Here is a 13,315-nt window from a genome sequence, read left to right on the forward strand (position 1 = left end):
GCTCAATAAGCCTGATTTATATTTGACCCAACGGAGACGGCGCGCTATGCCGTCTCCGTTGCCTGTTGGGGCTGATCTGTTGCGTATCTTGCTTTTTTTGAATATAGTGCTATAAGATAGTCTCTGCTGAATGTTCTCTATCAGGTCAACAGCGAAAGGCGGAATAAGGTTGAAGATCATTCTGGTTGGAGCAGGGGAAGTGGGTTATTACGTAGCCAAAGACCTTTCTGCGGACGGGCACGACATCATCGTGGTCGAAGAGAATGAAGAGAGGGCGCAGCGTGTAGAAAACGACCTTGACGTGATCGTTGTAAGGGGGAACGGAGCAAGGCCCAGCGTGCTTGAAAGGGCAGGCGTGAAAGAGGGCTGCGAAGACATTTCCCTCCTCATCGCATGTACCAACAAGGACGAAGTCAACATAATGGCATGTTGGATAGCAAAAAAAATGGGCATTCCGCATGTCATTGCAAGGGCTGTGGGCCTGGAGTTCACGGACAACGAAGGCTGGGCGAGGGATCTGGGAATAGATATGCTCATCTCCCCTGAAAGGTCAGTAGCGAGGGAGATGGAAGAGCTCCTTGAAGTCAGGGGAGCACTTCATGCTGTTGAGATCGCCGGAGGCAAGGCCGGGATCTATGTTTTCAGGATCGCGGATGACTCATTGATCAAGGAGATGCCGTTATGTGAGGTCAGGAGAAAAAATCCGAACCTCATCACCCTTATAGTTTCCATACAGAGAGACGGGGTAAGCTTTGTCCCCAAAGCTAACGATGTCCTGCTGCCCGGCGACATATGCTACTCCATGTGCTACCGCGACCAGGTCCACCAGCTGGAGTCGCTTTTTCAGCCCTCCCTTTCGAAAAAACTCCGCAGAGTCTTTATAATCGGTGCCGGGAAGATCGGTTTCCAGACGGCAAAGCGTCTCATCGCCAGGACTCCCGGAATAGATATCCGAATAGTTGAAGAGGACAAGGCAAAGAGCGAACGCATAGCGGGAGAACTGCCTGAAGTGCTTGTAATATGCGGGGACGGCGCAGACTCTGACCTCCTTCTTTCGGAAGGCATAGACAAGGCGGATGGTTTCGTCGCGGCAACTGAACAGGATGAGACCAACCTCATGCTTGCAGTCCTCGGAAAGACGCTTGGAGCTTCAAAGAGCATTGCGGTGGTGAAAAGGTCGAATTATCTGGGAATGACAGAGCATTTACCCGTAGATTCGATAGTGAACAGGAACCAGACCCTTGCGCAGGTCATCATACGGTACGTTCGCTACCCCGGATCATCCAGAGTCCTTATGGTTTTTGAAGAGATAAGTTCAGAGGCGTTGGAGCTTACCCTTTCTGCCGGGTCACCGTGTTTGGGGAGGCCCCTTATGGATCTGCACATGCCGGCCGGCTCTGTCATAGGCCTGATCGAGCGGGGAAATGAGCTTCTGATACCTACGGGAAAGACCGAACTAATGGAGGGAGACAAAATAGTAGTCTTTGCATCTGCCGATATCATGCCCCATGCAATGGAAACAATCGGAGAATCATTGAAGTGAAACTGAAAATAGTGGCAAGATTCCTTGCCGTAATAGTCTTCCTCATTTCCGCGTGCATGATCATGCCTTTGGCATGGGCCGTCAGGGAGGGAGGAAACGAAATAAGGGCCTTTGCCTATTCGATCGCGTTGGGCTCGTTATTTTCGATCACACTTCTTTTGTTCAGCTACAAAGCTCAGGCCAGGGACATGGGAACGAGAGAGGCCTTTGCCGCTGTCGCTCTGGCCTGGATCTTTGCATCTTTTCAGGGATGCCTCCCCTATTATCTAGGAGGTTATGTGTCCGATTTCACAGAAGCTTACTTTGAAGCGATGTCCGGATTCACTACGACAGGGGCGACGATCTTTCGTGATATCGAAACGCTGCCGAGAGGGATCATCTTCTGGCGTGCAGTAACACACTGGCTCGGCGGGATGGGAATAGTGGTCCTTACCCTGGCTCTCCTTCCGATGCTTGGAATGGGAGTCACCCAGCTCTTCAAGGCAGAGGTGCCGGGCCCTGTTCTGGAGAAGATCAGCCCGAGGATACAGGATTCTGCGCTGATGCTGTGGAAAGTCTACTTAGGGATAACTGCCGCTGGAATATTATTGATGCTTGCAGGCGGGATGGATCTGTACGACTCAGTATGCCATGTATTCGCCGCAGTATCAACAGGCGGCTTCTCGACCCGGAACCAAAGTATAGGCTGGTACGACTCTGCTTTTATCGACTGGTCGCTTACTGCCGTCATGTTTGTTTCGGGGGCGAACTTCGGTCTTCATCTTCTGGCCATAAAAAACAGAACACTGAAACCGTACAGGGATCCGGAGTTTAAATTTTATACTGGTGTAGCACTCCTGTCGACATTGGTCATCGCGCTTTCCCTTTTCAGGAACAGCCACTATCCGACGATCATCGAGTGCCTGCGGTATTCTGCCTTTCAGGTCGTAAGCATGATGACCACGACAGGGTTCGTTACAGCAGACTTCTCACTGTGGCCTACGATCACGCAGATGACGATCGTTGTCCTGATGTTTATAGGCGGCTGTGCCGGATCTACAGCCGGCGCAATAAAATGCGTAAGGATACAGATAGTTATAAAGCAGATAACTGCAGAGATCAAAAGATTCATCCACCCTCAGGCCTCTGTGCCGATACTTCTGGGAGATAAGACTATAACCGATAAGCTGGCCTTCTCGGCTTCTACCTTCATAGCGCTCTATTTTATAATATTTGCCGTTGCCGCCGTGATGATCTCTGCTACGGGAGAAGACGTAGTCACTTCCATAACCGCCGTTGCGGTAACACTCGGCAATATCGGTCCCGGGCTCGGAGACGTGGGTCCGGCTACCACCTTTCACACACAGACCACGACCGCGAAATGGATCTATGTTTTCTGCATGCTTTGCGGGAGACTGGAGCTGTACACAGTCCTGGTCCTCTTCACAAAAGACGCCTGGCATAGATAACCACTACACCACCAAGGCTGTTCCCGTCCCATCCACCGGATATCCACATAGATAACCACACAATATGTAGTGTTTGGTGGATAAGATTCTCTTGTATATAGTGTTTTACCTCTTACAGATATAAATTTTTATGTTATTATAATTACTGTCGTCAGATAATTTGACCGCAATTATTTGCCCTTAAAACTAAAGGGAGGTTTTATTTTATTATGCTGCAGAAACCTGAATTCAACAAACAAGCCAGAGAGATTCTGGTCGACCGTTACCTGTGGAAGGACGACTCCGGGAACCCCTGCGAAACGCCGGAGCAAATGCTTATGCGCGTTGCAAACCACGTAGCGTCTGCCGAGAAGACGGCTCCGCTCAGGTACATGTGGGCTGATGAATACTATGATGTGATGGCGAAGCTCCTGTTCCTGCCGAACAGCCCCACAATAATGAACTCGGGACGTCCGGCGCCCCATGGACAGATGGCGGCCTGTTTTGTTATCGGGATCGAAGATTCCATGGAGAGCATCTGTGAGGCGATAAGAAAACAGATGCTGATCCACAAAAGCGGCGGGGGCACGGGCTTCAATTTTTCCAACCTGCGCAGCTGCGGCGCCAGGGTAAACAGCACTAACGGGAGGGCATCGGGCCCCATTTCGTTCATGGGCCTTTTCGACAAGGCGACCGAGACCGTACAACAGGGCGGAATGAGAAGGGGTGCCAACATGGGGATCCTTAATGTGGATCATCCCGACATACACGAATTCATACACTGCAAGGACAAAGACGGGACAATAGCGAATTTTAACATCTCAGTAGGCGTATATGACAGCTTTATGGAGAAGGCAGAAGCCGATCCGGCGGGTCCCGAGGCAGAGCTTCTCGACGAAATAGCCGAGACGGCGTGGAGAACCGGCGATCCCGGGATAATATTCCTGGATGCCATCAACAGGGGCAACATGACACCGGAACTTGGCCCTCTTACCAGTACTAACCCCTGCGGAGAATCCCCCCTTTATCCCAACGAGGCCTGCAACCTTGGTTCGATAAACCTTGCAAGAATGGTAAGCAAAGATGGATTCGACTTTGAGCTCCTGGATAGGACCGCGGCCATTGCGACAAGATTTCTGGACAGCGTCATAGACGTAAACCACTATCCCCTTCCGGAGATATCGGAAGCAGTCAGGCATACCCGCAAGATTGGTCTTGGGGTCATGGGATGGGCCGACCTTCTCTTCCGTCTGAGGATACCCTACGACAGTGACCGAGCCCTCGAGCTGGCAGAAAGGATCATGTCGGCCATAAGGGAGGCTGCACACAGGACTTCGGCGGAGCTTGGTAAAGAGAAGGGCATACCTGAAGTGCTGAAGCACCTGGGACGCCGCAACGCCACCCTTACCTGCATAGCCCCGACAGGCACGATAGCCCTGCTTGCGGATTGCTCGTCGGGGATCGAACCCCTCTTTGCGCTTGAGCACACCAGGGTGCGTACTCAGGTCGACGGGACCAAAGTGGTCATGAAGCAGGTCAACAGGTATTACGCGGAGGCCCTTAAGGAGGGGCTGCAGGAGGATGTCATCAGGTCTGTTTTCGTAACGTCGCATGATGTGGCGCCCCTTTCCCACGTAAGGACCCAGGGAGTGTTCCAGAAATATACGGACCTTGCGGTATCAAAGACGGTGAACCTGCCGCATGACAGCTCGGTAAAGGATGTCCTTGATTCCTATATACTTGCCTGGAAGCTAGGATGCAAGGGCATCACCATTTACCGCGACGGTTCAAAATCAATGCAGGTCCTTTACAGAAAAGAGGAAAACAAGAAAGTTCAGCCTGAGGCAGATGAGAGGAATGCTGAAGGGTTTTTTGACAAAGTCCCTGTCGCTGTTTCGGCGGTAAAGCCAATGAAGCTCCTCCTCAAAAGAAGACAGGACTGACAGGGACGACATGATCCGTAAACAAGAGATCAGGGCCGGAGGCTAGCCTCCGGCCCTGATCTCTTGTTTACCCTGCTGCAGGCATATATCAGATCCCTGTGGAGTTGAGCAGTGGTTAGTATATGTGGCTGTAAGAACAACGACCTTAAAATTGATTGCAATTAACGTACTATTCAAAATATGACCCAAATTGTGAAAATTATATTGACGTATCGGCATAAAGTGTATATATGTTTGACAGGCATCTCGAAGAAAACGGAGAACGGTTTGATGATAGAGCTGAAGTGTCTGCTGAACAGATAAAACTCGATCTCATGTCTCTCATCCGAAGTAAAAAACAGAGAGCGGGACTTGTTGAAGGATACAGACGAAACGAGCGGCTCCATGTTCACAAAGGCCTGATTTCATAATTCCAGCTTTGAAACAGTACCCCAACAAAACCAAAGATTATTGTTTTTTCAGATAACATAGCAAAAAAACAAATTTTCTGACACATTTTCCTAAGCTCTTTATTGTTCATTTCATCCGAATGACGGAAAAGAAAAATACCATCTTTTACCGACCGGACAAACATCATAAAAAATCATAGTTTACATTTAATGACATATCAGGTTTTTAATAAGTAATTATGGGGGTGGTGCAAATGCTTTGATCTAAGATCATTTCCGCAGGGATCTTTTATATCGCGTTCAAAAGCAAAGAACAGCCGGGATTTGTGAAATGGCAGGAAGATAGGTCAAGAACCAGAAGGAGTGGATGGAAGTGCTGAAGTTGGTCAGAAGAGGGGTATATTTGCTCCGCAAAGAGCTCTTGGTCGAAGAGACGGAGAATATGGATATGGGTGAGATAAACGACCGTTTGACGAACGCAGGCCTCGATCCGATGGAAAGTGTCCTGCCGGACAAAATGACGGCGTCAATGGGGACTATCGCCTGGCGGATACTTCAGGCGCACAACGAAGACAGAAGCGGCGAAAAACTAAAAATACATTTTGACGCGCTTGCGTCCCATGACATCACCTATGTTGGGATAATCGAGACAGCCATAGCCAGCGGCATGAAAAAATTCCCGATACCCTATGTCCTTACGAACTGTCACAACAGCCTATGTGCTGTCGGCGGGACGATAAACGAGGACGACCATGTCTACGGGCTCTCCGCTGCAAAAAAGTTCGGAGGTGAGTTCGTGCCTCCGCACATGGCTGTTATACATTCCTATGTTCGTGAAATGATGACGGGATGCGGGAAAATGATTCTCGGTTCTGACAGCCACACCCGTTATGGGGCACTTGGAACGATGGGCATCGGGGAAGGCGGCCCGGAGCTGGTGAAGCAGCTTTTGGACCATACCTATGACTTCCCGCGGGCCGAGGTCGTCGCAGTCTACCTGAAGGGTTCGCCCCGTCCGGGAGTAGGCCCGCAGGACGTCGCACTTGCCCTTATAGGAACAGTCTTCAAGGATGGTTTCGTCAAAAACAAGGTCCTGGAGTTTGTAGGCCCGGGAGTCAGCAGCCTGCCTGTGGAATTCCGAAACGGCATAGATGTTATGACGACAGAGACAGCCTGCCTCTCTTCCATATGGAGGACTGATGGCTCTGTCAAAAAATATTATGAGATACACGGACGTCCCGATGATTTCAGTCTGCTCGACCCTGCTGATGTAGCCTGGTATGACGGCGCAGTGATCATCGATCTTGACAAAGTCAGGCCCATGATCGCTCTGCCCTTCCACCCAAGCAACGTTTTCACGATCGACGAGTTGAACAAAAACTGCCGGGATATACTTGAAAAGGTCGAGAGGGAGGCATCTCAGCAGATAGAGAATCCAAGCCTGTCTTTGTCCCTTAAGAAAAAACTCCGGAACGGGCGCCTCCATGTCGATCACGGCGTGATAGCAGGATGCGCCGGCGGCACTCCGGACAACATAGTTGCGGCGGCCCAGATATTAAGGTCCAACAGCTCCGGGATAGGGGAATTTTCCCTGAGCGTCTACCCCGGCAGCCAGCCCATAAAGATGGAGCTTGTGGAAAACGGCACCCTACTGGACCTGATGACCGCAGGGGCAACGATCAGGACCGCCTTTTGCGGACCCTGTTTCGGCGCATGCGACACACCGGCTAACAACAGTCTGAGCATAAGGCACACGACACGGAATTTTCCGAACAGGGAAGGCTCGAAACCGAACGCAGGACAGCTTGCCTCAGTGGCACTGATGGATGCCAGATCTATTGCGGCAACGGCGGCGAACGGCGGTATGCTTACCTCCGCAGAAATATACGGCGAATTGCTGCACGAGGTCGATTATAAGTTCCGAAAGGAGATATACGACAAAAAGGTCTATCGCGGTTACGGCAAGCCAGATCCTGAGACAGAACTTGTATATGGCCCCAATATCTGTCCGTGGCCCAGGGTGTATCCCCTTGCAGAAAACCTGATGCTTACTCTGGCATCGGTCATCACAGATCCTGTCACGACAACGGACGAACTGATACCTTCCGGAGAGACCTCTTCCCTTCGTTCTAATCCCCTGAAGCTGGCTGAATACGCACTCTCACGCAAGGATCCGGGATATGTGGGAAGGGCAAAGGCTGCACAGGCTCTCGAAAATACCCGCAGGAAGATGACTGAGGGAGGCACATGTGAGGTCCCCTTCGAGCTTAAGTCAGTCCTCGCACTTACAGGAACCGAGAATGCCCTGAAAAATATTGGCATAGGAAGCACTATCTTTGCTGTAAAACCCGGCGACGGTTCAGCCCGTGAACAGGCAGCATCTTCCCAGAAGGTTCTGGGAGGAGAGGCGAATATCGCGGAAGAGTATGCCACCAAACGGTACAGAAGCAACCTTATCAACTGGGGCATGCTCCCATTTATCATCGCCCCGGGAGAAAAAGAGAAACTTTCTGTAGGTGACTGGCTCTTCATACCCGGTATCCGGAAAGCGGTCAGGGATGGTTCAGTAAAGATCGAGGGAGTGGTTATCCGCGGCGCTTCGAGGACCGGAATAACGCTTCAAATGCCCGACCTCACCAAGGAGGACAGGGATATCATACTTGCCGGTTGCCTTATGAACCACTACTCGCAGCAAAATGACCTCCAAAGCGAGATAAACCGTAAAAAAGCGGTCATCAAGTACATATGATCAAGGACCTGAAGGGTGGGAACGATATGAAAATAACGATGAAGACACCGCTGGTGGAGATGGACGGGGATGAAATGACCCGCGTTATCTGGGCCAAGATCAAGGAGATACTGCTTGAACCTCATATTGACCTGAAGACTGAATACTATGACCTGGGACTTAAGAAACGCGATGAGACTGACGACAGGATAACGGTGGAGGCCGCGGAGGCGACAAAAATATATGGTGTGGCGGTCAAATGCGCCACGATAACCCCCAATCAGCAGAGAGTCGAAGAATACGGACTGAAGCAGATGTGGAAGAGTCCGAACGGGACTATTAGGGCCATACTTGACGGGACAGTCTTCAGGTCCCCGATATTCCTGGACTGCATCAGCCCCACCGTGAGGACGTGGAAAAAGCCGATCACCATCGCACGTCATGCTTACGGCGACATTTACAAGGACGTTGAGATGGTCATAGATAGCCCGGGCAAAGTCTATCTCACATTCGAGCCCGCAGACGGCGACAGCGGTAAAGTCCAAAGAGATCTGGTCCATGACTTTACGGGCGGCGGCGTTGTAATGGGAATGCATAACCTTGACAGGTCCGTAAAGAGCTTTGCCCGCTCATGCTTCAAATATGCGCTGGGGACGAAACAGCCTCTGTGGTTCTCCACTAAGGACACGATATCCAAAAAGTACGACCACCGCTTCAAGGATATTTTTCAGGAGATATTCGAGGCCGAATTCAGAAATGATTTTGAGAAATGCGGGATCGAATACTTCTACACCCTGATCGATGATGCCGTTGCCCGGGTGATACGTTCGGAAGGAGGCTTTATATGGGCGTGCAAGAACTATGACGGAGATGTAATGTCCGACATGGTGGCGACGGCGTTCGGGAGCCTTGCGATGATGACCTCGGTCCTTGTCTCCCCGGATGGTGTATTTGAGTACGAAGCGGCACATGGTACAGTCACCCGCCACTATTACAAGTATCTCAATGGCGAGGCCACCTCGACAAACCCCATGGCGACTATCTTTGCCTGGTCGGGGGCACTCAGGAAGCGCGGAGAGCTTGACGGGATCAAAGAACTTCAGGCCTTTGCCGACAAACTTGAAAAAGCTTCAACGGAGACGATAGAAGCAGGAATAATGACTAAGGACATTTCATCCATAGCCGACCTGTATGACAAAAAGGTCGTGACTACTGAAGAATTTCTCCGTGCAGTCGCTGAGAGGTTGAAATAAAGTAATATAATCGAAGGAGGAGGGTGAAATTTTCCTCCTCCTTCAACTAAGAATGAAAGGTGATGGGCAGATTGATCTTGCTTAATACCGCCAGCGCCGGGACGCTGGAATCATCGGACTGCCTGGTGACGGTTTCACCGGCTGAAAAACTCAAACTTGAATATAAGGGTGCCAACAGCGAAGTTTTTGCTGAAAGGACGAAGGCTCTTGTTGAGAATGTATCAAAAAGATACAGCCTCGTCGGAGCGGAGATATCGATCCAGGATCAGGGGGCCCTTGAGATAACTATAAAAGCTCGCCTGGAAACTGCTCTCAGCCGTGCATGCAAAGGGGTGGCCAAAGAATGAAGCCCTGCCGTTCAATGCTCTACATACCGGGTGATTCTCCCGGCATGATCCAGCATGCGCCTGTATTCGGAGCTGACAGTATACTGCTTGACCTTGAGGATGCAGTTGCCCTTACTGAGAAGGATGCGGCAAGGAAAATGGTCGCCTGCTTTTTACAGGATTATGATTTTAAAGGTCTCATTGTAACTGTAAGGGTAAACGGTGCCGATACGGAATTTTTCGATTACGACCTGAAAGAGATAATTCCATGTTTGCCGGCGGCCGTTAGGATCCCGAAATGCAACGGTCCCGCAGATGTTCTTGCCGCGGACAAAAAAATTGGAGACATAGAAAGTGCAAATTCCATCCCTGTTGGTAAAGTCCGGATACATGCGATGATTGAAACTGCCGTCGGGGTCGAGAACGCATATCTCATTGCATCGGCATGCCCTCGTGTGGAGGCCATAACCCTCGGAGGACAGGACCTGACTGCAGATATGGGTGTCAGCAAGACGAAAGATGGCTGGGAACTTTTCTATGCCAGGAGCAGAGTGGTAGTTGCAGCCCGCGCTGCAGGGGTGAATGTGTATGACACAGTCTGGGCAGACATAAGCGATAAAGAGGGACTGCTCAGGGAATGCAGATCGATCGTGGGACTTGGTTTCACCGGCAAGGCGGCCATACATCCCGATCAGATAGAGACGATACACCAGGCCTTCATGCCCGACGAAAAAGAGTTGAAAAAAGCTGTACGCGTTGTCGAAGCCGCCGAAAATGCGAAAAAAGAGGGCAAAGGCGTGATCTCCGTAGACGGCAAAATGGTCGACGCGCCTGTTGTGGCAAGAGCCCGTCACTTGCTCAAGCTTGCGGACCTCTATGGTTTTGAAAGGAGCGGATCCTGATGGAGATGACCCTGAATTCACTTGGAAGAAAGGTCCCCCTCGAGCTTCCCGGAGTCGGATCTTTCGCTCCCTATATGTCTCCCTTTGCCATGCTGGGCCGGGCGGGTACTTTTGGAGGAACTCAGATGCAGCTGCGCCGCCCGCTGCCCGCAAGGAGCAAAGTGGTTGAGAACATTGAAAAGGCTGTCGAACTCTCAGGACTTCAAAACGGGATGACGATCTCATTCCATCACCATCTTAGAAACGGCGATGCAGTGATGCCGATGGTCCTTGATATCCTGGAGAAAATGGGCTTCAAGGGTCTGACTCTCGCCCCAAGTTCGATTCCGGACATCCATGACTGTATTGCAGACTATATCAGAAGCGGCCTGATAAACCGGCTCTACACATCCGGCGTCAGGGGCGAACTCGGGAAACTCCTTTCCCGCGGCGAGCTGGAGATACCGGTGATAATAAGAAGTCACGGAGGCAGGGCGAGGGCCATTGAGGAAGGATCGATATCGATCGATGTTGCGTTCCTTGCTGCTCCTGCCTGCGATCCGCTTGGCAATATCACAGGCAGCACCGGTCCTTCAGCGTGCGGTTCAATGGGCTATGCGATGACCGATGCGCGCCATGCCAGACATGTCGTTGCGGTCACTGACAACCTTGTCGATTACCCGCTTAATCCCAGGATATCGATACCGCAGTATCTCGTAGACAGCATAGTTTGTGTCCAAAGCCTGGGAGATCCGAAGAAGATCGCTACCGGGGCTGCAAGGATAACAAGGAACCCTGTGGACCTGAAGATCGCCAAAGATTCTTTCCGGCTGATGAAAGCTTCCGGAATACTGGAACCCGGCTTCTCTTTCCAGATGGGTGTGGGAGGAGCAAGCCTCGCTGTCGCAAAATATCTTGCGGAACACATGAGGGAAAAGGGCATCCGGGGGAGCTTCGGTCTTGGCGGGGTGGGCGGATATCTTGCCGGAATGCTTGAGGAGGGGCTCTTTGACGCGGTCTTCGACGTACAGAGCTTTGATTCGGCTGTTACCAGGTCGATCCATGAAGATCCCCGCCATATTGAAATTGACGCTTCGTGGTACGCGAACCCCTTCAATGCCGGCTGCATCGTTCATAACCTTGACTGCGTCATTCTGGCGGCCCTTGAGGTCGACTGCGGCTTCAACGTGAACGTGCTTACGGGCCATGACGGAGTTCTCAGAGGAGCCTCGGGCGGGCACCAGGATACCGCTGCAGGGGCAAAACTTTCAATAGTTGTCGCACCCTCCTTCAGGGGAGGAGTTCCCTCGATAAAGGAAAGGGTAACAACGGTAACGACTCCGGGCGAGACGGTCGATGCCATAGTGACGGAAAGGGGCATCTGCATCAATCCCCGAAGGGAAGACCTTATTGGCTCTGCCCTCAAGGCGGGTCTGCCCGTAGTCGATATCGATGCCCTGAAGAAGGAAGTCGAGAAACTGACCGGCATTCCCCGTCCGGCTGAGTTTGACCGCGACAAGATAGCCGCCGTCGTTGAGTACCGCGACGGAACTCTTATTGATACCGTATATGCAAGAAAGTAATGAAGAAAGTCTTTGTCCGGCCATTTTTACAGGTTTCAAATAAAACTTAAGTGACCGCCTGACTCGGATGATCGGAGAAAGCGGCCGGTAACCGGAGAAAGGGCCGAAGAGCTTAAAAGATCTTCGCCCCTTTTATCTGGAGCAGGTCGGCGTCAGCCTTTCAGATAATTCTTTTTCTCAGGGGCATGATCATTTCCGGGGGGATGTTTATTGCCATGCTGTCTCCCGGGCGGAGCGAATCATCTTCAAGGGAGGGCAGCTCCATGCGGATTTGGGAGAACTCCTTCCTGGGGTCGGCATCTTCCGGCACCACTGTGACAATGACCGAAAAGAGGTCATGCCTGACCTCCAGCACCCGGCAGCTGATTTTATTCACGCAGTTATCCTTGTCGCCTAGTGGAAGGATCTTATGTGCCCTGACACCAATATATCCTGCATCATCAGGGACATGGGCCGAACAATTAAGACTGGTTTTCCAATCGATAGCATATACTGTGCCGTTCAACAGTTTTTTTATTTTTGAATAGTTTTTGCATCCCGATAAAAGGGCTGACGCAAGTGTAGGGGGAGCATTAAAAAATTCGTCGACCGAGCTGACTTTTTCTGAATGTCCTTCGTTTATGACACAGACCTTTCGGCAGATCCTATAGACCTCATCCCTGTTATGTGAGACATAAAGAGTTGTGCCTTTGTATTTTCCCAGTATCTCCGTGAGCTCTTTTTCTACCTGCCAGCGCAGGTAACTGTCAAGGGCCGATAATGGTTCATCAAGCATTATGATTTTGGGGTCGCTCGCCATCATCCTCGCAAGGGCCACACGCTGCTGCTGTCCCCCCGAAAGCTGGCCAGGATAATGCTTCTCAAGACCAGTCAAATAATAGCTTTCAAGGAGGATGTCCAGCTTTTCTTTTGGATACTTTCCTTTGCCGCAGGTTTTGATCACAGCACACAGGTTCTGCTCGACAGTCATATTTGGAAAAAGGGCGTAGTTCTGGAAAAGCAGTCCGACATGCCTTTCCTGGGGACTCAGGTTGATCTTTTTGTCTGAATCAAACAACGTCACGCCGTCTGCGACAATACGTCCCATGTCCGGCCTGACTATGCCGGCAATGCATTTCAGCGTCATGCTCTTGCCTGAACCTGAGGCTCCGAGCAGGGCAAGGATTTCGTTCTCAGCTTCAAACTCTGTGTCGAGAACGAAGTTCCCGAACGATTTTTTTATTTTTACATATACTGACATTT

General features: G+C 51.0%; 10 protein-coding genes. 9 read left to right on the top strand and 1 reads right to left on the bottom strand.

Annotation, left to right across the window (positions count from 1 at the left end; genetic code table 11):
- Nucleotides 1–130: 130 nt before the first annotated feature.
- The 9 genes from trkA to citF all read left to right on the top strand — a co-directional run bounded on the left by trkA (nt 131) and on the right by citF (nt 12,073).
- A complete protein-coding gene (gene trkA / locus OLM33_00930; GenBank protein ID MCW1712238.1) occupies nt 131–1,543 on the top strand; it encodes a Trk system potassium transporter TrkA in 1,413 nt (470 codons plus the stop codon).
- On the top strand, nt 1,540–2,991 hold the full coding sequence (locus OLM33_00935) for a TrkH family potassium uptake protein (GenBank protein MCW1712239.1): 1,452 nt from the start codon (nt 1,540–1,542) through the stop codon (nt 2,989–2,991). Before trkA ends, OLM33_00935 begins: the two co-directional genes overlap by 4 nt.
- 209 nt (nt 2,992–3,200) lie before the next feature.
- Complete coding sequence (locus tag OLM33_00940; protein ID MCW1712240.1) at nt 3,201–4,913, top strand: adenosylcobalamin-dependent ribonucleoside-diphosphate reductase; 1,713 nt, start codon at nt 3,201–3,203, stop codon at nt 4,911–4,913.
- 230 nt (nt 4,914–5,143) lie between these two features.
- Nucleotides 5,144–5,323 (top strand): hypothetical protein, encoded by a 180-nt coding sequence (locus tag OLM33_00945; protein MCW1712241.1) that lies wholly within the window; start codon nt 5,144–5,146, stop codon nt 5,321–5,323.
- 352 nt (nt 5,324–5,675) lie between these two features.
- Nucleotides 5,676–8,051 carry a hydratase gene (locus OLM33_00950; protein MCW1712242.1) on the top strand — a complete coding sequence of 792 codons (2,376 nt, stop codon included), beginning with the start codon at nt 5,676–5,678 and terminating at the stop codon, nt 8,049–8,051.
- A gap of 26 nt (nt 8,052–8,077) precedes the next feature.
- A complete protein-coding gene (locus OLM33_00955; protein MCW1712243.1) occupies nt 8,078–9,283 on the top strand; it encodes an NADP-dependent isocitrate dehydrogenase in 1,206 nt (401 codons plus the stop codon).
- Nucleotides 9,284–9,345: 62 nt separating this feature from the next.
- On the top strand, nt 9,346–9,630 hold the full coding sequence (locus OLM33_00960) for a citrate lyase acyl carrier protein (protein ID MCW1712244.1): 285 nt from the start codon (nt 9,346–9,348) through the stop codon (nt 9,628–9,630).
- The gene (locus tag OLM33_00965) at nt 9,627–10,511 is read left to right on the top strand and encodes a CoA ester lyase (GenBank protein ID MCW1712245.1); all 885 of its coding nucleotides are present in this window, start codon (nt 9,627–9,629) and stop codon (nt 10,509–10,511) included. The genes OLM33_00960 and OLM33_00965 overlap by 4 nt, the downstream gene beginning before the upstream one ends.
- Entirely contained in the window at nt 10,511–12,073 is a 1,563-nt protein-coding gene (gene citF / locus OLM33_00970) for a citrate lyase subunit alpha (GenBank protein MCW1712246.1), read from the top strand. Before OLM33_00965 ends, citF begins: the two co-directional genes overlap by 1 nt.
- 160 nt (nt 12,074–12,233) lie before the next feature.
- On the opposite strand, the gene OLM33_00975 is transcribed toward citF, so the two are convergent.
- Entirely contained in the window at nt 12,234–13,313 is a 1,080-nt protein-coding gene (locus OLM33_00975) for an ATP-binding cassette domain-containing protein (protein ID MCW1712247.1), read from the bottom strand.
- Nucleotides 13,314–13,315 lie beyond the last annotated feature (2 nt).

Source organism: Synergistaceae bacterium DZ-S4, from assembly GCA_025943965.1.
GTDB lineage: Bacteria > Synergistota > Synergistia > Synergistales > Synergistaceae > Caenicola > Caenicola nitritireducens.

Coding starts and splice junctions, on each gene's coding strand:
- OLM33_00975 (MCW1712247.1), bottom strand. CDS start 13,313: ATGTCAGTATATGTAAAAATAAAAAAATCGTTCGGGAACTTCGTTCTC.
- OLM33_00945 (MCW1712241.1), top strand. CDS start 5,144: ATGTTTGACAGGCATCTCGAAGAAAACGGAGAACGGTTTGATGATAGA.
- trkA (MCW1712238.1), top strand. CDS start 131: ATGTTCTCTATCAGGTCAACAGCGAAAGGCGGAATAAGGTTGAAGATC.
- OLM33_00965 (MCW1712245.1), top strand. CDS start 9,627: ATGAAGCCCTGCCGTTCAATGCTCTACATACCGGGTGATTCTCCCGGC.
- citF (MCW1712246.1), top strand. CDS start 10,511: ATGGAGATGACCCTGAATTCACTTGGAAGAAAGGTCCCCCTCGAGCTT.
- OLM33_00955 (MCW1712243.1), top strand. CDS start 8,078: ATGAAAATAACGATGAAGACACCGCTGGTGGAGATGGACGGGGATGAA.
- OLM33_00940 (MCW1712240.1), top strand. CDS start 3,201: ATGCTGCAGAAACCTGAATTCAACAAACAAGCCAGAGAGATTCTGGTC.
- OLM33_00960 (MCW1712244.1), top strand. CDS start 9,346: ATGGGCAGATTGATCTTGCTTAATACCGCCAGCGCCGGGACGCTGGAA.